The sequence below is a fragment of the Skermanella pratensis genome (assembly GCF_008843145.1).
Lineage (GTDB): Bacteria > Pseudomonadota > Alphaproteobacteria > Azospirillales > Azospirillaceae > Skermanella > Skermanella pratensis.
In genome coordinates this window covers 3,045,276-3,070,779 of the sequence record NZ_CP030265.1, presented here as the reverse complement: position 1 = coordinate 3,070,779, position 25,504 = coordinate 3,045,276, and the positions used below count along the sequence as shown (strand labels likewise).

At 63.3% G+C, this 25,504-nt stretch carries 23 protein-coding genes, 2 tRNA genes and 1 pseudogene; all 26 read left to right on the top strand.

What is annotated here, in order from left to right:
- The first annotated feature begins 84 nt into the window (after window positions 1-84).
- The 26 genes and pseudogenes from clpP to DPR14_RS13870 all read left to right on the top strand — a co-directional run bounded on the left by clpP (window position 85) and on the right by DPR14_RS13870 (window position 24,951).
- Window positions 85-720 carry an ATP-dependent Clp endopeptidase proteolytic subunit ClpP gene (gene clpP, locus DPR14_RS13995; RefSeq protein ID WP_158045700.1) on the top strand — a complete coding sequence of 212 codons (636 nt, stop codon included), beginning with the start codon at window positions 85-87 and terminating at the stop codon, window positions 718-720.
- A gap of 201 nt (window positions 721-921) precedes the next feature.
- Entirely contained in the window at window positions 922-2,187 is a 1,266-nt protein-coding gene (clpX, locus tag DPR14_RS13990; RefSeq protein ID WP_158045699.1) for an ATP-dependent Clp protease ATP-binding subunit ClpX, read from the top strand.
- Window positions 2,188-2,344: 157 nt separating this feature from the next.
- The gene (lon, locus tag DPR14_RS13985) at window positions 2,345-4,753 is read left to right on the top strand and encodes an endopeptidase La (RefSeq protein ID WP_158045698.1); all 2,409 of its coding nucleotides are present in this window, start codon (window positions 2,345-2,347) and stop codon (window positions 4,751-4,753) included.
- 143 nt (window positions 4,754-4,896) lie between these two features.
- Entirely contained in the window at window positions 4,897-5,169 is a 273-nt protein-coding gene (locus DPR14_RS13980; protein WP_158045697.1) for an HU family DNA-binding protein, read from the top strand.
- A 153-nt stretch (window positions 5,170-5,322) separates the two neighbouring features.
- A tRNA-Val gene (locus DPR14_RS13975) sits at window positions 5,323-5,397 on the top strand.
- 208 nt (window positions 5,398-5,605) lie between these two features.
- Window positions 5,606-5,682 (top strand) — tRNA-Asp (locus tag DPR14_RS13970).
- A gap of 226 nt (window positions 5,683-5,908) precedes the next feature.
- Window positions 5,909-6,277: an NADH-quinone oxidoreductase subunit A gene (locus DPR14_RS13965; RefSeq protein ID WP_158045696.1), complete on the top strand. Its 369-nt coding sequence runs from the start codon at window positions 5,909-5,911 to the stop codon at window positions 6,275-6,277.
- On the top strand, window positions 6,247-6,885 hold the full coding sequence (locus DPR14_RS13960) for a NuoB/complex I 20 kDa subunit family protein (RefSeq protein WP_425500937.1): 639 nt from the start codon (window positions 6,247-6,249) through the stop codon (window positions 6,883-6,885). The genes DPR14_RS13965 and DPR14_RS13960 overlap by 31 nt, the downstream gene beginning before the upstream one ends.
- Window positions 6,886-6,903: 18 nt before the next feature.
- Window positions 6,904-7,545 carry an NADH-quinone oxidoreductase subunit C gene (locus tag DPR14_RS13955; RefSeq protein WP_158045695.1) on the top strand — a complete coding sequence of 214 codons (642 nt, stop codon included), beginning with the start codon at window positions 6,904-6,906 and terminating at the stop codon, window positions 7,543-7,545.
- Window positions 7,545-8,741, top strand: coding sequence for an NADH-quinone oxidoreductase subunit D (locus tag DPR14_RS13950; RefSeq protein ID WP_158045694.1), 1,197 nt, complete (start codon window positions 7,545-7,547; stop codon window positions 8,739-8,741). Before DPR14_RS13955 ends, DPR14_RS13950 begins: the two co-directional genes overlap by 1 nt.
- A complete protein-coding gene (gene nuoE / locus DPR14_RS13945; RefSeq protein WP_158045693.1) occupies window positions 8,738-9,388 on the top strand; it encodes an NADH-quinone oxidoreductase subunit NuoE in 651 nt (216 codons plus the stop codon). The genes DPR14_RS13950 and nuoE overlap by 4 nt, the downstream gene beginning before the upstream one ends.
- 9 nt (window positions 9,389-9,397) lie before the next feature.
- Window positions 9,398-10,687: an NADH-quinone oxidoreductase subunit NuoF gene (nuoF, locus tag DPR14_RS13940; RefSeq protein WP_158045692.1), complete on the top strand. Its 1,290-nt coding sequence runs from the start codon at window positions 9,398-9,400 to the stop codon at window positions 10,685-10,687.
- A 33-nt stretch (window positions 10,688-10,720) separates the two neighbouring features.
- Window positions 10,721-12,784, top strand: coding sequence for an NADH-quinone oxidoreductase subunit NuoG (gene nuoG / locus DPR14_RS13935; RefSeq protein ID WP_158045691.1), 2,064 nt, complete (start codon window positions 10,721-10,723; stop codon window positions 12,782-12,784).
- Entirely contained in the window at window positions 12,777-13,784 is a 1,008-nt protein-coding gene (gene nuoH / locus DPR14_RS13930) for an NADH-quinone oxidoreductase subunit NuoH (RefSeq protein WP_158045690.1), read from the top strand. The genes nuoG and nuoH overlap by 8 nt, the downstream gene beginning before the upstream one ends.
- A 70-nt stretch (window positions 13,785-13,854) precedes the next feature.
- On the top strand, window positions 13,855-14,343 hold the full coding sequence (nuoI, locus tag DPR14_RS13925; protein ID WP_158045689.1) for an NADH-quinone oxidoreductase subunit NuoI: 489 nt from the start codon (window positions 13,855-13,857) through the stop codon (window positions 14,341-14,343).
- Window positions 14,344-14,481: 138 nt separating this feature from the next.
- On the top strand, window positions 14,482-15,096 hold the full coding sequence (locus DPR14_RS13920; protein WP_158045688.1) for an NADH-quinone oxidoreductase subunit J: 615 nt from the start codon (window positions 14,482-14,484) through the stop codon (window positions 15,094-15,096).
- Window positions 15,097-15,405, top strand: coding sequence for an NADH-quinone oxidoreductase subunit NuoK (nuoK, locus tag DPR14_RS13915; RefSeq protein WP_158045687.1), 309 nt, complete (start codon window positions 15,097-15,099; stop codon window positions 15,403-15,405).
- 10 nt (window positions 15,406-15,415) lie between these two features.
- Window positions 15,416-17,341 carry an NADH-quinone oxidoreductase subunit L gene (gene nuoL / locus DPR14_RS13910; protein WP_158045686.1) on the top strand — a complete coding sequence of 642 codons (1,926 nt, stop codon included), beginning with the start codon at window positions 15,416-15,418 and terminating at the stop codon, window positions 17,339-17,341.
- A gap of 21 nt (window positions 17,342-17,362) precedes the next feature.
- Entirely contained in the window at window positions 17,363-18,877 is a 1,515-nt protein-coding gene (locus DPR14_RS13905) for an NADH-quinone oxidoreductase subunit M (protein WP_158045685.1), read from the top strand.
- Window positions 18,878-18,895: 18 nt separating this feature from the next.
- A pseudogene (gene nuoN, locus DPR14_RS13900) lies at window positions 18,896-20,352 on the top strand (NADH-quinone oxidoreductase subunit NuoN).
- Between the two features lie 56 nt (window positions 20,353-20,408).
- Window positions 20,409-21,158, top strand: a complete 750-nt coding sequence (locus DPR14_RS13895; RefSeq protein WP_246149347.1) for a biotin--[acetyl-CoA-carboxylase] ligase — start codon at window positions 20,409-20,411, stop codon at window positions 21,156-21,158.
- A 1-nt stretch (window position 21,159) separates the two neighbouring features.
- Window positions 21,160-21,945 (top strand): type III pantothenate kinase, encoded by a 786-nt coding sequence (locus DPR14_RS13890; protein ID WP_158045683.1) that lies wholly within the window; start codon window positions 21,160-21,162, stop codon window positions 21,943-21,945.
- A 107-nt stretch (window positions 21,946-22,052) separates the two neighbouring features.
- Window positions 22,053-23,648 (top strand): ribonuclease J, encoded by a 1,596-nt coding sequence (locus tag DPR14_RS13885; RefSeq protein ID WP_246148150.1) that lies wholly within the window; start codon window positions 22,053-22,055, stop codon window positions 23,646-23,648.
- Between the two features lie 67 nt (window positions 23,649-23,715).
- Window positions 23,716-24,120 (top strand): methylmalonyl-CoA epimerase, encoded by a 405-nt coding sequence (mce, locus tag DPR14_RS13880; RefSeq protein ID WP_158045681.1) that lies wholly within the window; start codon window positions 23,716-23,718, stop codon window positions 24,118-24,120.
- A 3-nt stretch (window positions 24,121-24,123) separates the two neighbouring features.
- Window positions 24,124-24,357: a DUF1467 family protein gene (locus DPR14_RS13875; RefSeq protein ID WP_158045680.1), complete on the top strand. Its 234-nt coding sequence runs from the start codon at window positions 24,124-24,126 to the stop codon at window positions 24,355-24,357.
- Between the two features lie 24 nt (window positions 24,358-24,381).
- Window positions 24,382-24,951, top strand: a complete 570-nt coding sequence (locus DPR14_RS13870; protein ID WP_158045679.1) for a DNA-3-methyladenine glycosylase I — start codon at window positions 24,382-24,384, stop codon at window positions 24,949-24,951.
- Window positions 24,952-25,504: the final 553 nt, after the last annotated feature.

Below are 25,504 nucleotides of genomic sequence, written 5' to 3'. Positions count from 1 at the left end.
GGGCCGTCATCAGGGATCAAAGCCCTGGCTGCGTGTCCGAGCCCTCGGGCCGCGCGAGGCAGGGAAACGGGAGAGTCGAAAAGAATGAACGATTTCGAGCCGCGGATGAACGCTCTGGTCCCGATGGTCATCGAACAGACCAATCGCGGCGAGCGCGCGTTCGACATCTATTCGCGCCTTTTGAAGGAGCGTATCATCTTCCTGATCGGCCCGGTCAACGACGGCGTTGCCAGCCTGATCTGCGCGCAGCTCCTGTTCCTGGAGTCGGAGAACCCGACCAAGGATATCTCCTTCTACATCAACTCGCCGGGCGGGTACGTGACCTCCGGTCTGGCGATCTACGACACCATGCAGTACATCCGGCCGCCGGTCTCGACCGTCTGCATCGGCCAGGCCGCCAGCATGGGCTCGCTGCTGCTGACCGCAGGTGCGCCGGGCAAGCGGTTCTCGCTGCCGAACAGCAGGATCATGGTCCACCAGCCCTCCGGCGGTGCCCAGGGCCAGGCGGCCGACATCGAGATCCAGGCCCAGGAGATCCTGAAGCTGCGGTCGCGCCTCAACGACATCTATGCCAAGCACAGCGGCCAGTCTCTGGACGTGATCGAGGCGGCGATGGAGCGCGACAAGTTCATGTCGCCTGAGGAGGCCAAGAGCTTCGGCCTGATCGACGAGGTGGTGGCAAGCCGTCCGGCGGGCGTGGGCGATACGCAGGCGACTTGATCGCACCAACTAGATATTGATCGCCCCGTATTGCGTGTTGTTGAATAGGATTGTTCCAGTGCGGCAAGGTCAACGCTTGGTCTTGCCGCCGGGTTTTCCCGGGACACCCTGTTTCTGAAAGGCGTTTGGAACGGTTGTACGCCCAAGCTGTACCAACGGGTCGCCGGACCGAACGCCACTCGGTGCTGTGACGGAGCCCATATGACCAAGTCCACCGGCGGCGATTCGAAGAATACCCTCTACTGCTCCTTCTGCGGGAAGAGCCAGCATGAGGTGCGCAAGCTGATTGCCGGCCCGACGGTGTTCATCTGCGATGAATGCGTCGAACTATGCATGGACATCATCCGCGAAGAGAACAAGACGACGCTGGTGAAGTCCCGTGACGGGGTGCCGACTCCGCGCGACATACATGCCGTGCTGGACGACTATGTGATCGGCCAGGATCACGCCAAAAGGGTTCTTTCGGTCGCTGTCCACAACCATTACAAGCGACTCGCCCACGGTACAAAGCACAACGACGTCGAACTGGCGAAATCCAACATCCTCCTGATCGGCCCGACCGGGTGCGGCAAAACGTTGCTGGCGCAGACGCTGGCACGAATCATCGACGTGCCGTTCACCATGGCGGACGCCACGACCCTGACCGAGGCGGGATATGTCGGCGAGGACGTCGAGAACATCATCCTGAAACTGCTTCAGGCGGCCGATTACAATGTCGAGCGTGCCCAGCGCGGCATCGTCTATATCGACGAGGTCGACAAGATCAGCCGCAAGTCCGACAATCCGTCGATCACCCGCGACGTCTCCGGCGAGGGCGTGCAGCAGGCCTTGCTGAAGATCATGGAAGGGACGGTCGCCTCCGTCCCGCCCCAGGGCGGACGGAAGCATCCCCAGCAGGAATTCCTGCAGGTCGACACCACCAACATCCTGTTCATCTGCGGCGGCGCCTTCGCCGGGCTCGAGAAGATCATCGCCCAGCGAGGCCGCGGCACCTCGATCGGCTTCGGAGCCGACGTGCGGGGACCGGACGAGCGCCAGACCGGCGCCATCCTGCGCGATGTGGAGCCGGAAGACCTGCTGAAGTTCGGCCTGATCCCCGAGTTCGTCGGCCGGCTGCCGGTGGTCGCCACCCTGTCCGACCTGGACGAGGCGGCGTTGATGGAGATCCTGACCAAGCCGAAGAACGCCCTGGTGAAGCAGTATCAGAGACTGTTCGAGATGGAGGATGTCCGATTGGAGTTCGCCGAGGAGGCGCTGAAGGGGATCGCCAACAAGGCCATCGCGCGCAAGACCGGCGCCCGCGGACTGCGGTCGATCATGGAAGGCATCCTGCTGGATCCGATGTTCGAGTTGCCCGGGCTCCAGGGCGTGGAGGAGATCATGATCAACAAGGAAGTTGTCGAGGGGCGGTCCAAGCCCCTCTACATCTATTCCGACCGGCGCGGTGATCTGGCGCCCGGAGCGTGAGTTCCTATGCCGCTCCTCCGAGGCGTCAAGACCTTGAAGGGGCGGCCGGCCTGGACCACGTTAGGACCAAGCCGCCACCTGTCCTTACGCCCACAAGGGGTGAGACTCCTTTCAGGCCCATATCGGGCTGACGGCCTTCACACGAGAGGCGCACCATATGTTTGAAATCCCCCGTGGAGCTTTGTACCCGGTCCTGCCGCTGAGGGACATCGTCGTCTTTCCGCACATGATCGTGCCGCTGTTCGTAGGGCGCGAGAAGTCCGTGCGGGCGCTGGAAGACGTGATGAAGGACGACAAGCAGATCCTGCTGGTCACCCAGAAGAACGCGGCCCAGGACGATCCTTCCCCGGCGGACATCTACTCCGTCGGTACCGTCGGTACTGTGCTCCAACTGCTGAAGCTGCCGGACGGCACCGTCAAGGTGCTGGTCGAGGGCGGTCAGCGGGCGTCGATCACCAAATTTTCCGAGAACGACGATTTCTTCCAGGCCCATGCCGAACTGATCGACGAGAAGGCCGGAGAAGCCCAGGAGCTCGAGGCCCTGTCCCGCGCCGTCGTCTCGCAGTTCGAGCAGTACATCAAGCTCAACAAAAAGATCCCGCCCGAGGTCCTGGTCTCGATCAACCAGATCGACGAGGCCGGCAAGCTGGCCGATACGGTCGCCTCGCATCTGGCGCTGAAGATCCCCGAGAAGCAGCAGTTGCTGGAGACCGCCACTGTCGGCGAGCGGCTGGAGCGGGTCTATGCCTTCATGGAGGGGGAGATCGGCGTCCTTCAGGTCGAGAAGCGCATCCGGAACCGCGTCAAGCGGCAGATGGAGAAGACCCAGCGCGAGTATTACCTGAACGAGCAGCTCAAGGCCATCCAGAAGGAGCTGGGCGAGTCGGAGGACGGCCGCGACGAGGTCGCGGAACTGGAAGACCGGATTAACAAGACCCGCCTGTCCAAGGACGCGCGCGAGAAGGCGCTGGCCGAGCTGAAAAAGCTGCGGTCCATGAGCCCGATGTCGGCCGAAGCGACCGTCGTGCGCAACTACCTGGACTGGATCGTCAGCATCCCGTGGAAGAAGCGGACGAAGATCAAGCGCGACATCAAGCTGGCCGAGAGCGTGCTGAACGCCGACCATTTCGGCTTGGAGAAGGTCAAGGAGCGCATCCTCGAATACCTTGCCGTCCAGCAGCGCATGACCAAGGTGAAGGGTCCGATTCTGTGCCTGGTCGGTCCGCCCGGCGTCGGCAAGACTTCGCTCGGCAAGTCGATCGCCAAGGCGACCGGCCGCAACTTCGTCCGCATGTCGCTGGGCGGCGTTCGTGACGAGGCCGAGGTCCGCGGCCACCGGCGAACCTATATCGGCTCGATGCCCGGCAAGGTCATCCAGGGCATGAAGAAGGCCAAGTCCTCCAACCCGCTGTTCCTGCTGGACGAGGTCGACAAGCTGGGCTCCGACTGGCGCGGCGACCCGTCTTCGGCCCTTCTCGAAGTGCTCGACCCGGAGCAGAACGGCACTTTCGCCGACCACTACCTGGAGGTCGATTACGACCTGTCCGACGTGATGTTCGTCTGCACGGCCAATACGCTGCGCATGCCGCAGCCGCTGCTGGACCGCATGGAGATCATCCGCGTCGCCGGCTACACCGAGGACGAGAAGGTCGAGATCGCCAAGCGTCACCTGCTGGACAAGCAGCTCAAGTCGCATGGCCTGAAGAAGGGCGAGTTCACGGTCTCCGACGACGCGCTGCGCGACCTGATCCGCTACTACACGCGGGAGGCCGGCGTCCGCAGCCTGGAGCGCGAAATCGCAAACCTGGCCCGGAAGGCGATCAAGGAGATCCTGATGAAGGGTCTCGACAAGATCCAGGTCAACCGACGCAACCTCGACAAGTATGCCGGCGTGCGCAAGTTCCGCTACGGCGAGGCTGAGCTGGAGGATCTGGTTGGCGTCACCACGGGCTTGGCCTGGACCGAAGTCGGTGGTGAGCTGCTGTCGATCGAAGCGGTCATGCTGCCCGGCAAGGGCAAGGTGACGACCACCGGCAAGCTGGGCGACGTGATGAAGGAGTCGGTCCAGGCGGCCGAGAGCTACGTCAAGTCGCGAGCCGCCGTGTTCGGCATCAGGCCCGACCTGTTCGGCAAGAAGGATATCCACGTCCACGTGCCGGAGGGTGCGACTCCGAAGGACGGGCCGTCCGCCGGCGTCGCCATGGTGACCTCGATCGTGTCGGTGCTGACCGGCATTCCCGTCCGTAAGGATGTCGCCATGACCGGCGAGATCACCCTGCGGGGCCGGGTGCTGCCGATCGGCGGCCTGAAGGAGAAGCTTCTGGCGGCACTGCGCGGCGGCCTCAAGACCGTCCTGATTCCCAAGGACAACGAGAAGGACCTCGCGGAAATCCCCGACAACGTGAAGAAGGGCCTGCGGATCATCCCGGTTTCCATGGGCGACGAGGTGCTCCAGCATGCCTTGACCCAGCCGCTCGTGCCGATCGAGTGGAGCGAACCGTCGGAGGAGGCCCAGGTAACCCCTCCGGGGGGTGATACCGATCGCGAGGAAGTAATTCGGCATTGAGATCGGCCCCGGAAACCGCCTAAATTCCCTGCGCCGCGGCTCTCCCGAGGGCCGCGGCAGACCCAGCAGACATTTTTCCGCGCGAGGGTTGAGCCGGGGGGTTCAATGCTTTGTTTAGGCGGTTTTCAACGGGGGGCTCACCAGTGAACAAAAACGATCTCGTCGCGCTCGTGGCGGACGCCGCCAGCCTGTCCAAGGCCGACGCCACCAAGGCCGTCGACGCCGTTTTCGATGGCATCATCACCACTCTCAAGAAGGGCGAGGAAGTGCGACTCGTCGGCTTCGGGACCTTCGCGGTTTCCGAACGGGCGGCATCCGAAGGGCGCAACCCGCGTACCGGCGAGAAGATCGACATTCCCGCTTCCAAACAGCCGAAGTTCAAGCCCGGCAAGACCCTGAAGGACGCCCTCAACTGAGGCGTTCCCGGCGGGACGCCTGACAGCGAACATCTCCGCCAGGACCAGTCCAGAACGGCACAAGCCCGCGACCGCATCACCGGTCGCGGGCTTGTGTGTTTGGGCGCCAGTTGCTAGAAGAACGGCATCCGGCAGGGCAACCGCCGGTCGGAAGGGCGATTAGCTCAGCGGTAGAGCGTCTCGTTTACACCGAGAGGGTCGGCGGTTCGAACCCGTCATCGCCCACCATTCCTTCTCTTTTCATATTTGGGCCGGTTGTGCGGCAAGACAGGTCCGTTAGCGGGGTGCGGTCAAATGGCGCACCCGTTGCACATCGCGCCTGTGAGTCGGAAAAACCTCTCGTTCGAACCAGACCTTTCTGGACGTGAATGACGGAATGATGGCGTTCAGTCATTGACAGGGCCGGGGTGGTGTCGTAATTAGCGCCCACCACGACGCGGGTGTAGCTCAGTTGGTTAGAGCGCCGGCCTGTCACGCCGGAGGCCGCGGGTTCAAGTCCCGTCACTCGCGCCATTTTCCCTAAAGAATCTAAGCAGTATCAATCGTTCAGCGAGAGCTGCGACGCGTTTTGCGCGTGCGGAATTTCGCCTAATTGTCTTTCCTTGGTCTCCCTTTCAGCCTATATTCGCCCCTGCCCGACGGGTCGGGTAATCAATTGAAAAGCTGCCATGCTGGCTCCGAGTCGGCCGTTATGCGCCGGGCTCGCCACGCTGAAAGGCAGTCCACTGCGAGGAGCGTTATGGCCAATCCTTTGGTCGTCGAATATCTGCCAATTCTGATCTTCCTCGGGATTGCGGTGGTCATCGCAGGTGCCGCCGTCGGTGCCTCCTTCCTGGTCGCCTCCCAGAAGCCGGACAGCGAGAAGGTCTCCGCCTACGAATGCGGATTTGAACCTTTTGATGACGCCCGCAGCAAGTTCGATGTGCGGTTCTATCTGGTCGCCATTCTGTTCATCATCTTCGACCTGGAAGTTGCGTTTTTGTTCCCATGGGCCATATCTCTTGGTGACATCGGGCTTTTCGGATTCTGGTCGATGATCGTGTTCCTTGGCGTACTGACCATCGGCTTCATCTATGAATGGAAGAAAGGAGCGCTGGAATGGGAGTGACTTCCAACCAGCCGTCCGCCGGCCAGACCATCTTGGGTCAACCCGGTCTTGGGCAGCCGTCCCAGGGCCTGATCCTGCCGGGCCGCGGAGCGCCCGTGGCGCCGGGGGCCGACCAGGACGCGTATCTCAAGACCGTCACGGACGAATTGCAGGACAAGGGCTTCATCGTCGCCAAGTTCGACGCGTTGCTCGACTGGGCGCGCACCGGTTCGTTGTGGCCCATGACCTTCGGTCTGGCCTGTTGCGCCGTGGAGATGATCCACGCCTACATGAGCCGCTACGATCTCGACCGATTCGGCGTCATCCCGCGACCCAGCCCGCGCCAGAGCGACGTGATGATCGTCGCCGGCACCCTGTGCAACAAGATGGCGCCGGCGCTGCGCAAGGTCTATGACCAGATGGCGGAGCCCCGGTGGGTGATCTCGATGGGGTCGTGCGCCAACGGCGGCGGGTACTACCATTACTCGTACTCGGTGGTGCGCGGCTGCGACCGGATCGTTCCGGTCGATATCTACGTTCCCGGTTGTCCGCCGACTGCGGAAGCCCTGGTCTATGGGATTCTGCAACTCCAGAAGAAGATCAAGCGCGGCAACCGCATCGCGCGTTAATAAAGGCAGTCCCGGATCATGAGCGACCAAGCGCTTCAGGAACTGAGCGATCACCTCCAGGCGCGCCTGGCGGACAGCGTACTGTCCGCCGGCATCGAGCTGGGCGAACTGATCATCAAGGTGCAACGCCAGTCGATCGTGCGCGTCATGACGTTCCTGCGCGACGACACCAGCTGCCAGTTCAAGCAGCTGATCGACCTTTGCGGGGCGGATTATCCCTCGCGCGAAGAACGTTTCGAGGTGGTCTACAATCTGCTCAGCCTGAAGCACAATTTTCGCATCCGGGTGAAATTGACGACCGACGAGGACACGCCGGTTCCGTCCATCTCGGAGGTGTTCAGCGCGGCCCCCTGGTTCGAACGCGAAGCGTGGGACCTTTATGGCATTTTCTTTTCGGATCATCCCGACCTGCGGCGGATCCTCACGGACTATGGGTTCGAGGGGCATCCGCTGCGCAAGGATTTTCCGCTGACCGGCTATGTGGAGCTGCGCTATGACGACGAGCAGAAGCGGGTCATCTACGAACCGGTCAAACTGACCCAGGATTTCCGATCCTTCGATTTCCTCAGCCCGTGGGAGGGCATGACCAACGTCATGCTGCCGGGCGACGAGAAGGCCGAGGCGCCCACGGGGGCTACTCAGCCGGGGAGCAACAAGTAATGGCTACCGCGACCAACACCGCCGAGTCGAAGATCAAGCCGTTCACCATGAATTTCGGGCCGCAGCACCCTGCGGCCCACGGGGTGCTGCGCCTCGTGCTGGAAATGGATGGAGAAGTCGTCGAGCGTGCCGATCCTCATATCGGGCTGCTTCACCGCGGTACGGAAAAGCTGATCGAGTACAAGACCTATCTTCAGGCAACGCCCTATTTCGACCGCCTGGACTACGTCTCGCCCATGTGTCAGGAGCATGCGTTCGCCCTGGGCGTCGAGAAGCTGCTTCGCATAACGCCTCCGCCGCGCGCCCAGTACATCCGGGTGATGTTCAGCGAGATCACCCGCATTCTGAACCACTTGCTCAACATCACCACCTATGCGCTCGACGTCGGTGCCATCACGCCGTCCCTCTGGGGCTTCGAAGAGCGCGAAAAGCTGATGGAGTTCTACGAGCGGGTGAGCGGCGCCCGGCTCCACGCCAACTACTTCCGCCCGGGAGGGGTCGCCTTCGACATGCCTGCCGGTTTGGCCGAAGACATCTGGGAATATACCGAGCGTTTCCCGAAGTTCATGGACGATCTGGAAGGCCTGCTGTCGGAGAACCGGATCTTTAAGCAGCGAACTGTCGACATCGGCATCGTCAGCGAGCAGGAAGCGCTGGACTGGGGCTTCACCGGCCCGATGCTGCGCGCTTCGAACGTCGCCTGGGACCTGCGCAAGGCGCAGCCCTACGACGTCTATGACCAAGTGGACTTCGACATCCCGGTTGGCCTGACCGGCGACTGCTATGCCCGCTATCTCGTCCGGATGGAGGAGATGCGCGAGTCGAACAAGATCATGCGTCAGTGCCTCGAAAAGCTGCCGGACGGTCCGGTGAAGGTGCAGGACCACAAGATCTCTCCGCCGCGCCGCGGCGAAATGAAGCGGTCGATGGAAGCCCTCATCCATCACTTCAAGCTCTATACCGAGGGCTACCACGTGCCCGCCGGCGAGACTTACACCGCAGTCGAGGCGCCCAAGGGAGAGTTCGGGGTTTATCTGGTGTCCGACGGAACAAACAAGCCATACCGCTGCAAGATCCGCGCGCCCGGCTTCGCCCACCTCCAGGGCCTCGACTTCATGTCGAAGGGCCACATGCTGGCGGATACGGTGGCGATCATCGGATCCATGGATGTCGTGTTCGGAGAAATCGATCGATGAGCGCAAACGGAACGGCGCCCGCAGGGCCGCAGGATTTCGCCTTCACCGCGGAGAACCTCGAACGCGCCAAGCACATCATCGCGAAGTATCCGCCCGGCAAGCAGGCCAGCGCGGTGATGCCTCTGCTCGACCTGGCACAGCGCCAGAACGACAATTGGCTGCCGCGCGCAGCCATGGACTACGTCGCCGAGATGCTGAGCATGCCGCGCATCCGGGTGTACGAGGTGGCCACCTTCTACACGATGTACAATTTGAAGCCTGTCGGTAAGCACTTCGTGCAGATTTGCACCACCACGCCGTGCTGGCTGCGAGGGTCGGACGATGTCGTGAAAGCGTGCGAGCGCAAACTGGGCATCGAGTTGGGAGAGACGACACCGGACGGTCAGTTCACCGTCATCGAGGTGGAGTGCCTGGGTGCCTGCGTGAATGCACCGATGGTCCAGGTCAACGACGATTATTATGAGGATCTGGACGCCGCCAGCACGGAAGCGCTGCTCGACGCCCTGAAGCGCGGCGAACGGCCCGTACCCGGGCCGGTTTCCGGTCGTCAGACTTCCAGCCCGGCCGGCGGACCGACGACGCTGAAGGGCAGGGTGCCTCAGGCGACATCGGCGACGGCCGCAGATTCCACCCACGGCGATGACTGAGGGGTCGTGATGCTTCGGGACGAAGACCGCATTTTCACCAATCTCTACGGCTTCGAAGATTTCGGGCTGGAAGCCGCGCGCGGGCGGGGTGATTGGGACAACACCAGGGACCTGATCCTGAAGGGCAGGGAATGGATCATCAACGAGACCAAGGAGTCCGGGCTGCGCGGTCGCGGCGGCGCCGGCTTCTCCACGGGTCTCAAATGGTCGTTCATGCCCAAGCAGACCGGCGACCGGCCGCACTATCTGGTGATCAACGCCGACGAGGGCGAGCCAGGTACGTGCAAGGACCGCGACATCATGCGTCACGATCCGCACAAGCTGATCGAAGGATGCCTGATCGCCAGCTTCGCCATCGGCGCGAACGCCTGCTATATCTATATTCGGGGTGAGTTCTACAACGAGGGGTCGAACCTTCAGCGCGCGATCGACGAGGCTTATGCCGCCGGCCTGATCGGCAAGAATGCCAGCGGTTCCGGATGGGACTTCGACCTGTACCTCCACCGAGGCGCGGGTGCCTATATCTGCGGTGAAGAGACCGCGCTGATCGAGAGCCTGGAAGGCAAGAAGGGCCAGCCCCGCAACAAGCCGCCGTTTCCGGCCCAGGCGGGTCTGTATTCCTGCCCGACGACGGTCAACAACGTCGAGAGCATCGCGGTGGTTCCGACCATCCTGCGTCGCGGCGCCGCCTGGTTCGCCGGCCTTGGCCGTCCGAAGAACACCGGAACCAAGGTATTCTGCATTTCCGGCCACGTGAACAAGCCGTGCAATGTGGAAGAGGAGATGGGAATCCCGCTGAAGGAACTGATCGAGAAGCACGCCGGCGGCGTGCGCGGCGGCTGGGACAACCTCCTCGCCATCATTCCCGGCGGTTCTTCGGTGCCGGTGCTGCCCCGGTCGATCTGCGATACCGTCCTGATGGATTTCGACAGCCTGCGGGAGGTCCGCTCGGGCCTGGGTACGGCCGGGATCATCGTCATGGACAAGTCCACCGACATCGTCAAGGCAATCGCCCGCCTGTCCAAGTTCTACATGCACGAGAGCTGTGGCCAGTGCACGCCGTGCCGCGAGGGCACCGGCTGGCTCTGGCGCGTGATGGAGCGCATGGCCCAGGGCAGGGCGCGCATCGACGAGATCGACATGCTGTTCGATGTCACCAAGGAGATCGAAGGGCACACCATCTGCGCCCTGGGTGACGCGGCAGCCTGGCCTGTCCAGGGCCTGATCCGGCACTTCCGCCCCGAAATGGAACGGCGAATCCTCCAGTATACCGGCGCCCAGCGCGCCGCGGCGGAATGAACCGGCAGCCGAACGTAGCGACGAGACATCACTATGCCCAAACTAACGATTGACGGGATCGAGGTCGAGGTCGAGCCGGGTACTTCCGTGCTGCAGGCCTGCGAGCAGATCGGCATCGAAATCCCGCGCTTCTGCTACCATGAACGGCTGTCGGTGCCGGCCAATTGCCGCATGTGCCTGGTCGAGATGGAGAAGGCGCCCAAGCCGGTCGCGTCCTGCGCCATGCCGTGCGGCGAGGGCATGGTCATCAAGACCAATACCGAGCTGGTCCACAAGGCGCGCAAGGGCGTCATGGAATTCCTGCTGATCAACCATCCGCTGGATTGCCCGATCTGCGACCAGGGCGGCGAGTGCGACCTGCAGGATCAGGCAATGGGCTACGGCTTCGACCGTTCGCGGTTCCAGGAGAACAAGCGAGCGGTCAAGGACAAGTATCTCGGGCCGCTGATCAAGACGATCATGACCCGGTGCATCCATTGTACCCGCTGCATCCGCTTCGCGGACGAGATCGCCGGCGTGCCCGAGCTGGGCGCCACCGGTCGCGGCGAGCACATGGAAGTCGGCACTTATATCGAGCAAGCCATCTCTTCGGAGCTGTCCGGCAACCTGATCGATGTCTGCCCCGTCGGCGCGCTGACCTCCAAGCCCTACGCCTTCACCACCCGTCCCTGGGAACTGCGCAAGACCGAGACCATCGACGTCATGGACGCGGTCGGCAGCAACACCCGTGTCGATACCCGCGGTCCCGAGGTGATGCGGTTGACCCCGCGCCTGAACGAGGACGTCAATGAGGAGTGGCTGGCCGACAAGAGCCGCTTCCATTACGACGGCCTCAAGCGTCAGCGCCTGGACCGGCCCTATGTCCGTCGTGACGGAAAGCTGCAGCCGGCGACCTGGGCCGAGGCCTTCGCCGCCGTTGCGGAGCGCGTCAAAGGTGTTCCAGGGGAGCGGATCGCTGCCTTGGCCGGTGACCTGTGCGACGCCGAGTCGATGATTGCCCTGAAGGATCTGGTCGAAGCGCTCGGTTCCGCGAACATGGATTGCCGCCAGGACGGCGCCGCGTTCGACACCTCGGCACGTGCGGGCTACCTGTTCAACACGACCATCGCCGGAATCGAGAAGGCCGACGCGATCCTGTTGATCGGGACGTATCCCCGCTGGGAAGGGCCGATGGTCAACGCGCGGATCCGCAAGCGCTACCTGATGGGCGGCCTGAAGGTCGGCGTGGTCGGCGAGCAGCGCGACCTGACATATCCTTACGCCTACCTTGGCGCCGGTCCTCAGACCCTGCAGGAGATCGCCGAGGGGCGGCACGAGTTCTGCGAGGTCCTGAAGAACGCCAAGCGTCCCATGCTGATCCTGGGCACTGGCGCGCTGCGGCGCGCCGACGGTCCGGCGATCCAGGCACTGGCTCGCCAGGTCGCCGAAGCCAACAACATGATCCAGGACGGCTGGAACGGCTTCAACGTGTTGCACACCGCGGCAGCACGGGTCGGTGGCCTGGAAATGGGTTTCCTGCCGGGACAGGGCGGCAAGGGCACCGCCGACATCCTGGAGGCGGCGACCGCCGGTCAGATCGACGTGGTCTACCTGCTGGGTGCCGACGAGATCGACACCGCGAGGCTGGGTAACGCCTTCGTGATCTACCAGGGGCATCACGGCGACCGGGGCGCCCACCGCGCCGACGTTATCCTGCCGGGTGCCGCCTACACGGAGAAGAACGGCCTTTACGTCAATACCGAGGGCCGGGTCCAGATGGCCCGCATGGCGGTTTTCCCGCTCGGCGAGGCCCGGGAGGACTGGAAGATCCTGCGCGCGTTGGGCGATCAACTCGGGGTCAGGCTGCCGTATGACAGCCTCGCCCAGGTCCGGAAGCGGCTTGCCGAGACCAGCCCGACGTTCCGCACCATCGAAGGGATGGCAGTGGCCGAATGGGGACCGTTCGGCCAGCCCGGTCCGGTCGATGCGGCACCGTTCCGCTGCCCGATCGAAAACTACTACATGACCGACCCCATCAGCCGCGCTTCCGCCACCATGGCCAAGTGCACCGAGACGTTCGTGCTGGCTGGGAACGAGAGGACCGGCACCCATGGCTGAACTTTGGACCGGCTATGCCTGGCCGACGATCATCATCGTCCTCCAGATCGTCGCCATCATTATCCCGCTACTGCTCGGCGTCGCCTACCTGACCTATGCCGAGCGCAAGGTCCTGGCCGCCATGCAGCTGCGCCAGGGACCGAACATGGTCGGTCCGTTCGGCCTGTTCCAGCCGCTCGCCGACGGGCTGAAGCTGTTCGGCAAGGAAACGGTCATACCGGCGGGCGCCAACCGGGTGGTGTTCGTCTTCGCGCCGATGCTGACCTTCCTGCTTAGCCTGATCGCCTGGGCCGTGATCCCGTTCGATGCGGGCATGGTCTTGGCGAACATCAATGTCGGCGTGCTGTACCTGTTCGCGATCTCGTCGCTGGGGGTCTACGGCATCATCATGGCCGGCTGGGCATCCAACTCGAAATACGCATTCCTCGGCGGACTCCGCTCGGCGGCGCAGATGGTGTCCTACGAGGTGTCGATCGGCTTCGTGATCATCACGGTGCTGCTCTGCGTCGGATCGCTGAACCTGACCGATGTGGTCATGGCGCAGAAGACGGTGTGGTTCGCGATCCCGTTGCTGCCGATGTTCGTCGTGTTCTTCATATCGGCGCTGGCCGAGACGAACCGGGCGCCGTTCGACCTGCCGGAAGGCGAGTCGGAACTGGTAGGCGGGTACAACGTCGAGTATTCGGCGATGACCTTCGCCCTGTTCTTCCTGGGCGAATACGCGAACATGATCCTCATGAGCGCGATGACGTCGATCCTGTTCCTCGGCGGCTGGCTGCCTCCTCTGGACATCCCTCCGCTCAACTGGATCCCCGGACCGATCTGGTTCGCGCTGAAGATCGCTTTCGTGCTGTTCGTCTTCCTCTGGGTCCGTGCCACCGTGCCGCGCTACCGTTACGACCAGCTGATGCGGCTGGGCTGGAAGGTGTTTCTGCCCTTCTCGCTGTTCTGGGTGATCCTGACCGCGGGCGTTCTCGTCGCCTTCGACTGGCTGCCCTAACCCTTGCATGATCTCGTGCGCGCCGCCGGATCTTCCGATCCCGGGCGAGCACGACAGGAGAACTGAAGACATGGCATTCCTGGATCGCACTGCGCGGGGCTTTTTCCTGACGGAACTGCTGTCCGGACTGGGCCTGACTTTCAGCTATATGTTCCGGCCGCGGGTGACCTTGAACTACCCTTTCGAGAAGGGTCCCATCAGCCCGCGGTTCCGGGGCGAGCACGCGCTGCGCCGCTATCCCAATGGGGAAGAGCGCTGCATCGCCTGCAAGCTGTGCGAAGCCGTCTGCCCGGCCCTGGCCATCACGATCGAGGCCGAACCCCGTGACGACGGCAGCCGCCGGACGACCCGCTACGACATCGACATGACGAAGTGCATCTATTGCGGCCTGTGCCAAGAAGCCTGCCCGGTGGACGCGATCGTCGAGGGACCGAATTTCGAGTTCTCCACGGAAACCCGTGAGGAGCTCTTCTACAATAAGGAAAAGCTGCTCGAGAACGGCGACCGCTGGGAGGCCCAGCTCGCCGCGAACGTTGCGGTCGACGCTCCCTATCGCTAAAACCCTTAATCCGTGTGGGGTCTGAGCCGCGTCCGCGGCAGGTCCCCGAACGGTCCGTAAGACACTGCAAGAACCCGACAAAGGGACTCCGGAAGTGAGCACAGACACCTTCCCTCATCTTAAGAGGCGGGGAACGCCATGATCGTGCAGAGCCTGGCATTCTACCTTTTCGCCGCGATCCTGGTGGCATCGGCCGTCATGGTGATCGCGGCCCGCAACCCGGTGCACTCGGTGCTCTTCCTGATCCTCGCCTTCTTCAACGCCGCGGGGCTCTTCGTGCTGATCGGCGCGGAGTTCGTGGCGATGATCCTGGTGATCGTCTATGTCGGCGCCGTGGCAGTGCTCTTCCTGTTCGTGGTCATGATGCTGGACATCAATTTCCGCGAACTGCGGTCGGGTGCGCTCCAGTACCTGCCGATCGGCATCACCGTAGGTCTGGTTCTGCTGGTCGAACTTGCCCTGGTGCTGGGCACCTGGGTGATCGCGCCGGACCTGGCCGCCGTTTCGGCGGCGCCGATGCCGGCTCCCGACCAGGTCACCAACACCCACGCGCTGGGTCTGCTGATCTACACCCACTATGCCTATCTGTTCCAGGCGGCCGGCCTGATCCTGCTGATCGCGATGATCGGCGCCATCGTGCTGACCCTGCGGCAGCGCGAGGGCGTGCGCCGTCAGAACATCAGCACCCAGGTGAGCCGCCGTCGCGAAGAAGTGGTCGCGATCCGGAAAGTCCCGACCCGGGGAGGTGTCTGAATGGAAATCGGTCTCGCCCACTACCTCACCGTCGCGTCAATCGTGTTCACGCTCGGCGTTTTCGGGATATTCCTGAACCGCAAGAACGTGATCATCATCCTGATGTCGATCGAGCTGATCCTGTTGGCCGTCAACATCAATCTGGTGTCGTTCTCGGTCTTCCTCAATGACCTGGTCGGCCAGGTCTTCGCGATGTTCATCCTGACCGTCGCCGCGGCCGAGGCCGCGATCGGTCTAGCTATCCTGGTCGTCTACTTCCGCAACCGCGGCACCATCGCCGTGGACGACATCAACATGATGAAGGGCTGAGACGGCGATCATGGAAGTTGCAGCGATTTTCCTGCCGCTCCTGGCGGCCTTCATCGCGGGATTCTTCGGGCGCTTCATCGGCGACCGGGGATCCCAGATCGTTACCGTGGGCGCGGTCTGCGTCTCGGCACTCATCTCCATCTGGCTGTTCGTCGATGTCGCCCTGAACGGCAACGCCCGCACCATCGAGCTGATGACCTGGATCGACAGCGGCACCTTCGAGGTTTCGTGGGCGCTCAAGTTCGATACGCTGACCGCCGTCATGCTGATCGTGGTCAATGTCGTGTCGTCGATGGTCCATGTCTACTCGATCGGGTACATGAGCCACGACCACCACAAGCCGCGGTTCATGGCCTATCTCAGCCTGTTCACCTTCTTTATGCTGATGCTGGTGACGGCCGACAATTTCGTGCAGATGTATTTCGGCTGGGAAGGCGTCGGCCTGGCGTCCTACCTGCTGATCAATTTCTGGTACGAGAAGCCGAGCGCCAACGCGGCGTCCATGAAGGCGTTCATCGTCAACCGGGTCGGCGACTTCGGTTTCGCACTCGGCATCATGGCGATCTTCTTCCTGTTCGGCTCCGTCCATTTCGACACCGTGTTCGCCGCGGCGCCGCAGATGGCCGGCCATTCCATCAACTTCCTGGGTTTCGACCTGGACGCTCTGACCGTCGCCTGCCTGCTGCTCTTCATGGGCGCCATGGGCAAGTCGGCGCAGCTCGGCCTGCACACCTGGCTGCCGGACGCCATGGAAGGCCCGACCCCGGTGTCGGCGCTGATCCACGCCGCGACCATGGTCACCGCCGGCGTCTTCATGGTCGCCCGCCTGTCGCCGATCTTCGAGTACGCCCCGATCGCGCTCAACGTGATCGCCATAGTCGGCGCCTCGACCGCCTTCGTCGCAGCGACGATCGGTCTGACCCAGTTCGACATCAAGCGGGTCATCGCCTATTCGACCATGAGCCAGCTCGGCTACATGTTCTTCGCGCTCGGCGTTTCCGCCTACAGCGCCGCCATGTTCCACCTGATGACCCACGCCTTCTTCAAGGCCCTCCTGTTCCTCGGCGCCGGCTCGGTGATTCACGCCATGTCGGACGAGCAGGACATGCGGAAGATGGGCGGCATCTGGCGGCTGATCCCGGTGACCTATGCGATGATGTGGATCGGCAGCCTGGCGCTCGCCGGCATCCCGTTCTTCGCCGGCTACTACTCCAAGGACATGATCCTGGAGGCGGCTTATGCTGCCCACTCCGGGGTCGGCACCTATGCCTTCTGGCTCGGCATCGCCGCGGCACTCATGACGGCGTTCTATTCCTGGCGCCTGATCATCATGACGTTCCACGGGCGGCCGCAGGCCAACGATCGGGTCATGGCCCATGTCCACGAAAGCCCGCTCATCATGACGATCCCCCTGGGCGTCCTGGCGATCGGCGCGCTGTTCTCCGGCGTCGTGGCCTACGACTGGTTCGTCGGCGAGGGCAGGGCGGAGTTCTGGGGCAACGCCATCTTCGTCCTGCAAGAGCATGACACCGTCGAGGCGGCGCACCACGTCCCCGGGTGGGTGCCTCTGGCTCCGTTCGTAGCCGGCGTGATCGGCATCGCGTTGGCGTACCTCTTCTACATGTTCATGCCACACCTGCCGTCGCTGGTCTCATCCAAGCTCGGCGCGGTCTACCGGTTCGTTTACCGCAAGTGGATGTTCGACGAACTGTACGACAGGGTATTCGTCCAGCCGGCCAAGTTCCTGGGTTATGGCCTGTGGAAGTCCGGTGACGGCGCCATCATCGACGGCGTCGGCCCCGACGGCGTCGCCGCCGCCACCCGCGACGTCGCACTCCGCGCCGCCCGCCTGCAGTCCGGTTATGTCTATCACTACGCTTTCGCGATGGTGATCGGCGTGGTGCTGCTGGTCGGCTGGTTCTACTTTTTCGGTTGATACGGCGAGGCAAGACTGATCATGGCTGGCTGGCCCATCCTGTCGCTGACGACATTCCTGCCGCTCGTCGGTGCCGCGTTCATCCTCCTGATCCGCGGCGAACCCGATGTTGTGGCACGCAACGCCCGTAACGTGGCGCTGTGGACCTCGCTGATCACCTTCGTGCTGTCGGTGTTCATCTGGTTGAACTTCGACAGTTCCTCCGCCGCGTTCCAGATGGTGGAGCGCGTCGAGTGGATCCCGGCGTTCAACGTCTACTACCACATGGGCGTGGACGGCATCTCGGTGCTGTTCGTCCTGCTTTCCACCTTCCTGACGCCGCTCTGCATCCTGTCGAGTTGGGAGTCGGTGAAGACCCGCGTCAAGGAATACATGATCGCCTTCCTGGTCCTTGAGACCCTGATGGTCGGTATGTTCTGCGCGCTGGACTTCATCCTCTTCTACATGTTCTTCGAGGGCGTGCTGATCCCGATGTTCCTTATCATCGGTGTCTGGGGCGGTGCGCGGCGCGTGTACGCGGCGTTCAAGTTCTTCCTCTACACGCTGCTCGGCTCGGTGCTGATGCTGCTGGCGATCCTGGCCATGTATTACGTGGCAGGCACCACGGACCTGCCGACGCTGATGCAGACCGACTTCCCCCGCACCATGCAGCTGTGGCTGTGGCTGGCGCTGTTCGCCTCATTCGCGGTCAAGGTGCCGATGTGGCCGGTCCACACTTGGCTGCCCGACGCCCACGTGGAGGCGCCGACCGCCGGCTCCGTCATCCTGGCCGGCGTGCTGCTGAAGATGGGCGGATACGGCTTTCTCCGCTTCTCGATCCCGATCCTGCCCGAGGCGACCGAGTACTTCACGCCGCTGATCTACACCCTGAGCGTCGTGGCGATCATCTATACCTCCCTGGTGGCGCTGGCGCAGGAGGACATGAAGAAGCTGATCGCCTACTCATCGATCGCCCACATGGGCTTCGTCACGATCGGCATGTTCACCATGACCCAGCAGGGCGTGGAAGGGTCGCTGTTCCAGATGCTCAGCCACGGCATCGTGTCCGGCGCTCTCTTCCTCTGCGTCGGCGTGGTCTATGACCGGCTGCACACCCGTGAGATTGCGCGTTACGGCGGCCTCGTCCACAACATGCCGAAATACGCGGTGGTATTCATGCTGATGATGCTGGCTTCCGTCGGACTGCCCGGCACCAGCGGATTCGTCGGCGAGTTCCTGATCCTGGTCGGCGCGTTCCAGGACAATACCTGGGTCGCATTCCTGGCGACCATCGGCATTATCCTGGGTGCCGCCTACATGCTGTGGCTTTACCGCCGCATCATCTTCGGCAAGATCACCCGGGACGACGTCAAGGGCATGCTGGACCTCAGCCCGCGCGAGATGGCGATCTTCGCTCCGCTGGTCGTGCTGGTCCTGTGGATGGGAATCTATCCGTCGAGCTTCCTGAACGTCATGTCGGTGTCGGTCGAGGCGCTGATCACGAACTACCAAACCGCTCTGACCGACGGCGCCGGTACTGCCGTTGCGGTACGATAAGGCGGGGGAACAAGCAAAATGACCGAATTTCCCGATCTGATGCCGGCCCTGCCGGAGATCTTCATGGCCTTGTCGGCCATGGCCCTGCTCATGCTGGGCGTCTTCCGGGGCGACGGCAGCACGCGGCTGATCTCCTACCTGACGGTCGGTGTCCTGCTCGTCGCCGCAGTCCTGGTACTGTCCGGCCCGGGTACTCGCGAGATCACCTTCAGCGATCTCTTCATCATGGACAGCTTCGGCGGTTTCATGAAGGTGCTGGTGCTGATCGGATCCGCCCTGTCCGTTCTCGTCTCGATCAACTATATCGAACGGGAGCAGATGAAGCGGATCGAGTTCCCGGTGCTCATGCTGCTCGCCACCGTCGGTATGTTGATGATGGTGTCGGCCAACGACCTCATCTCCCTCTATATCGGCCTGGAGCTGCAGAGCTTGGCGCTCTACGTGATCGCGGCCTTCCGGCGCGATTTCGCGAAGTCGAGCGAGGCGGGGCTGAAGTATTTCGTGCTCGGCGCCCTGTCGTCGGGGATGCTTCTGTACGGCGCCTCCCTGATTTACGGCTTTGCCGGCACGACCAACTTCACCACCCTGGCCCAGCTATTCGCCAGCCATGCCCAGCAGACCGGGCATGCCTCGGTCGGGCTGATCGTTGGGCTGACCTTCGTGGCGGCGGGTCTCGCCTTCAAGATCTCGGCGGTACCGTTCCACATGTGGACGCCTGACGTCTACGAAGGCGCGCCGACCCCGGTGACGGCCTTCTTCGCCGTGGCGCCCAAGGTGGCGGCCATCGCGCTGTTCGTACGCCTGCTGATCGAGCCGTTCGGCGCAATGGTCGACCAGTGGCGTCAGATCATCTACTTCACCGCGCTGGCCTCCATGGTGCTGGGATCGTTCGCCGCGATCGGCCAGACCAACATCAAGCGCCTGATGGCATACAGCTCGATCGGCCATATCGGGTTCGCCCTGGTCGGCCTCGCTGCCGGTACCGAACTGGGCGTGCGGGGCGTGATGTTCTACATGGCGATCTACATCTTCATGAACATCGGCACGTTCGGCGTCATCCTGTGCATGCGTCAGAACGGCCGGATGGTCGAGGAGATCAGCGATCTGGCGGGGCTGTCCAAGACCCACCCGATGCTGGCGCTCGCCATGCTGATATTCATGTTCTCGATGGCCGGCATTCCGCCGGCTGCGGGCTTCTTCGCCAAGCTGTTCGTCTTCCAGGCAGCGATCCAGGCGCACCTCTATTCGCTGGCTGTGCTCGGCGTGCTGGCGAGCGTGGTGGGCGCGTTCTATTACCTGCGCATCATCAAGGTCATGTACTTCGATGAGCCGGTGGAGCCGCTCGACCGGAACATCAGCAGCGAGATGACCCTGGTCATCGCGGGACCAGCCTGTTCACCTTGCTGTTCTTCTTCTTCCCGGCACCCCTGCTGGACGGCGCGGCGGCCGCAGCGGCGTCGCTGTTCGCGGGATGAGCAAGCCGGTACCTGTGAACCGGGTGCTGCCCGGCCTTCCGCCGGCCTACAGGCTGGTGGCTTACGACAGCCTGGGCAGCACCAACGACGCGGCGAAGCGACTTGCCCGTGACGAGGGTGCCGCCCACGGCACACTCGTTTGGGCTTTGCGGCAGACCGAGGGGCGCGGACGCCGGGGCAGGCCCTGGATCTCGCCGGAGGGTAACCTCTATGCCAGTCTCGTCCTTCGTCCTGGTTGCACGCCGGCTTCGGCGGCGCAGTTGTCGTTCGTGACGGCCGGGGCACTTGCGGATGCGCTCCAGCCGCTGCTTCCCGAAGGCATATGCCAGTGCAAGTGGCCGAACGACGTTCTGCTGGACGACCGGAAAGCGGCGGGCATTCTGCTGGAGTCGGAAACCGACGATGCCGGTAACATCGAGTGGCTCGTCGTCGGCGTCGGCATCAATGTCCAGCACTATCCGCCCGACTCCGAATTTCCTGCCACGTCCCTGCGCAACGAAGGCAGCAGGGCTGACGACCCCGCTCCGGTCCTGGTCCGTTTCGTCCAGGCATTCTCCACCTGGTACGACGTATGGAAGGCGCAGGGCTTCTCCCCCGTTCGCCAAGGCTGGCTTCAACTGGCCCGTGGCATCGGCGGTCCGATCGTCGTCCGACTGTCCGACTGCACGCTCAACGGCGTCTTCGCGGATCTGGATGAGGACGGTGCCCTGCTGCTGGACCTGGATACCGGCGAGCGCCGCCGGATCACCGCCGGGGACGTCTTCTTCCCGGGACTTGTCTCACCGGGTTCGGGCGAGGCAACCTGACATGCTGCTTGCGATCGATGCCGGCAACACGAATGTGGTTTTTGCCATCTTCGACGGCGATCGCAAGCAGGGGCAGTGGCGGATCGCGACCGATGGCCGGCGCACCGCCGACGAGTATGCGGTCTGGCTGACCAGCCTGATGGCCATGAAAGGATTGAAGCGCGAGGAAGTGGACGCCGCTATCCTCGGCAGCGTGGTCCCCGCCGCGACATTCAATCTCCAGCGCCTGTGCCGCGACCATTTCGGCGTAGAGCCCATGCGGATCGGGGAGCCGGGGGTACGGCTCGGCATCGAGATCAGGATCGACAACCCGCGCGAGGCCGGCGCCGACCGGTTGCTGAACGCCATCGCGGCGGTCGCCACATATCCGTCACCCCTGGTCGTGGTGGATATCGGGACCGGGACCACGTTCGACATCGTGGACGCGGAGGGCGGCTTCTGCGGCGGCGTCATCGCGCCGGGGCCGAGCCTGGCACTCGACGCCTTGCACCGGGTCGCAGCCCAGCTTCCGAAGGTGGATATCGTCCGACCGGCGACGGTCATCGGCAAAGGCACTGTCGGGGCGATGCAATCCGGCATGTTCTGGGGTTACCTCAGCATGATCGAGGGATTGCTGACCCGGATCCAGGCCGAGCTGTCGCCGACCGGCGATCCGCCGGTGACCGTGATCGTCACCGGGGGGCTGGGCGCGCAGTTCGCCGAAGCTACCTCGATGATTCACCACATCGACAACGAATTGACCCTCCGCGGTCTCCTGCTGGTCCACCAACGCAACATGGCTACATGACATCATCCCCTGATCCCCAACCCGTCGCTTCCAGTTCCTTCGACTCCGATAGGCCCGGTTCAGACGCGATCTACTTCCTGCCTCTGGGTGGGTCCGGCGAGATCGGCATGAACCTCAACCTGTACGGTCATGCCGGGAAATGGCTGATGGTGGATCTGGGGATCTCGTTCGGCGACGAGACGATGCCGGGCGTCGACGTGATCATGCCCGACCCGACCTTCATCAGGGACCGCCGGGAGGACCTTGTGGGCATCGTCCTGACCCACGCCCACGAAGACCACCTGGGGGCGGTCCAGTACCTATGGCCGGAGCTTCGCTGTCCGGTCTACGCGACGCCCTTCACCGCGTCGGTCCTGCGGGCCAAGCTGCTGGAGCGCAACTTGGCCGGCAAGGTGGAAATCGTCGAGGTGCCTCTGTCGGGAAGATTCTCGGCAGGGCCGTTCGACGTGGAACTGATCACCGTCACCCACTCCGTGCCGGAGCCCAACGCCCTGGTGTTGCGCACGCCCCTCGGCACCGTGCTGCACACCGGCGACTGGAAGCTTGACCCCGATCCTGTCGTCGGCACGCCCACGGACGAGGCGGCCCTGATGCGGTTGGGCGGCGAGGGCGTGCTGGCGATGGTGTGCGACAGCACCAACGCCATGGTGCCGGGGACCTCCGGATCGGAAGCCGCCGTCCGCGACAGTCTGGTCAACCTGTTCGGCCGGCTTCGGAACAGGATCGCGATCAGTTGCTTCGCGACAAATGTGGCAAGGCTGGAGAGCATAGCGGCGGCGGCCGCCGCGACCGAACGGGACGTGGCCCTGGTCGGGCGATCCCTCTGGCGGATCAACGAGGCCGCGCGGGCCAACGGTTACCTGAAAGACGTGCCGCCGTTCCTCAGCGAGCGCGATGCCGGCTTCCTGCCGCGCGAGAAGACGGTGCTGGTCTGCACTGGCAGCCAGGGGGAGCCGCGTTCCGCGCTGTCCAGGATCGCCGCGGACGACCATCCCGAGATCGTCCTGGAGACCGGCGACACCGTCATTTTCTCGTCGCGCGAGATCCCGGGCAACGAGCGGGCGATCGGCCGGGTGCAGAACATGCTGATCGGGCAGGGTGTGGAGGTGATCACCGCCGATACCGAATTCGTCCATGTATCCGGACACCCGGCCCAGGACGAACTGGTCCGCATGTACCAGTGGGTGCGCCCTAAGGTGGCGGTCCCGATCCACGGCGAGATCCGCCACCAGACGGAGCACGCCCGGCTGGCACGCGCCTGCCAGGTGCCCGACACGATCATTCCGGAGAACGGCTCGATCATCCGGCTGGCTCCCGGCCCCGCGGAGGTGGTGGGGCAGGTCCAGCATGGGCGGCTGGCACTGGACGGCAAGCGGATCGTGCCGCTGGACGCCGGGGTCATGCGGGGCCGGCACCGCATGATGTACAACGGCGCCGCCGTCGCCACCCTGGTCATGGATTCCGAAGGTGAACTGGTCACCCATCCCCAGGTCGCCGTCATGGGCCTGCTCGAAGGACCCGAGGCCGGCGAGATCCTGACCGAAGTCGGTTTCGCGGTGCGGAAGGCCTTGGAGGAGTTGTCCCATCAGGCTCGGCTCGACGACGAGGCGGTGCGCCAAGCGACCCGCATCGCCGTCCGGCGGAGCCTCAACGCGAGCCAGGGCAAAAAGCCGCTCACCGAAGTCCATCTGGTTCGGCTATAGGAATGGGGATGGCGCGCCGGCCGGCGCCGCCTTCAACGGACCAAGTCAGAAAGACAAAGGGGGAACCATGATCGGCAAACTGAACCACGTGGCTATCGTCGTGCCCGACCTGGAGAAGGCCGCGGCCCTCTACCGCGACACCCTCGGAGCCACCGTCTCCACCCCCGTCGACCAGCCGGCCCATGGGGTGACGGTGGTGTTCGTCGAACTGTCCAACACCAAGATCGAACTGCTGTACCCGCTGGGGGACTCCAGCCCGATCGCCAAGTTCCTGGCCGGAAACCCATCGGGCGGCATCCATCACGTTTGCTACGAGGTGCCGGACATCCTGGCCGCCCGAGACAAGCTCAAGGCCGACGGCGCCCGCGTCCTGGGCGACGGTGAGCCGAAGATCGGTGCCCACGACAAGCCCGTGCTGTTCCTCCATCCCAAGGACTTCCTGGGCACGTTGGTCGAGTTGGAGCAGGCCTGATCGATGGGGTGGGTAACCGGCATCGCCGTCTATTTCGTCGTCTGGTGGACAGTCCTCTTCGCAGTGCTTCCCTGGGGCTCCCACGCGCCGGAGGAGCCGGAACCCGGCATGGCTTCCGGCGCGCCGGCCAAGCCCCGCATCGGCTTGAAGTTCCTGGTCACCACCGTGGTCGCGGCGGTCGTCTGGCTGATCATCTATCTCATCGTCACGTCCGGGCTGATCTCGTTCCGGACATGACTTCAGCGGGAGTTCCGTCGCACCATGGGTTTGTCCTATTGCGAAGCGGCACCCGGGCATCCGTGGCACGGACCCTACCACGATACCGAGTACGGGTTTCCCTCCGACGACGAGCGTGTCCTGTTCGAACGGCTCGTCCTGGAGATCAACCAGGCCGGGCTGTCCTGGCTGACCATCCTGAAGAAGCGCGAAGCCTTCGCCGCCGCGTTCGAGAACTACGACGTCGACCGGATCGCCGCCTACGGCGAGGAAGACCGGGCGCGCCTGCTGGGCGACGCCGGCATCATCCGCAACCGGCTCAAGATCGATGCCGTGATCGAGAACGCGCGCCGGGTGCGGGCGTTGCGCGGCACCCATGGCGGATTCGTCGGCTGGCTGGATCACCACCATCCCCTGGACAACGCCGGCTGGGTAAAGCTGTTCAAGAGCCAGTTCCGCTTCACCGGCGGGGAAATCGTGAACGAGTTCCTGATGAGCCTCGGGTACCTGCCCGGTGCCCATCATTCAGGCTGCCCGGTGCATCAGCACATAGAATCGCTCGATCCGCCGTGGATTCGGGCGGAGAGGGCGGGGTTCATCGGATTCCGAGATTAAAAAACAGGCAAATCACTGGATGAAACTCGCTCATTTGCACGAACCATAAGCAAAAGAGCAAGAAAATGAGCAAAAGAAAAGGCAAGCTCCATTTTGTGGCTTGCCTTGCTCAGTGCCTCATACAATAATTTTTATCGCTGAGAGGGTTTATCCCTCTTACCGACGCCTGGTGGCGATTCCTCCCTAACTTCAGGCCGCGCTGCGGTGACAGCGCGGCCCTTTTCTTTTTGTGGGCGAAACCTTACGCCATGCTTGCGTCGCCGTCACTCATTTTCTGCCCAAATGATGACTCTTTGCTCTGGTAGTGAACAGATTGCGGTTCGGTCCGATCAAATAGGCGGAACCCGCCTACCATGCTGGGTGGATCGGGCAAAATGGTTGGTGCCGATACCGCCGAATTGGTACAAAGGCATCCGGTCACACGCGGCTTCTAAAGGCAGGGCGTCTCGCGTCATGGGCAACAGTACACCTGCCTGGAAATGCGTAAGGTCTTTCAGCAAAATCCCGGCTTCCAAGCCAGCCTGCGGGTCTTCATCCTGCGCCGGGGTGCCTG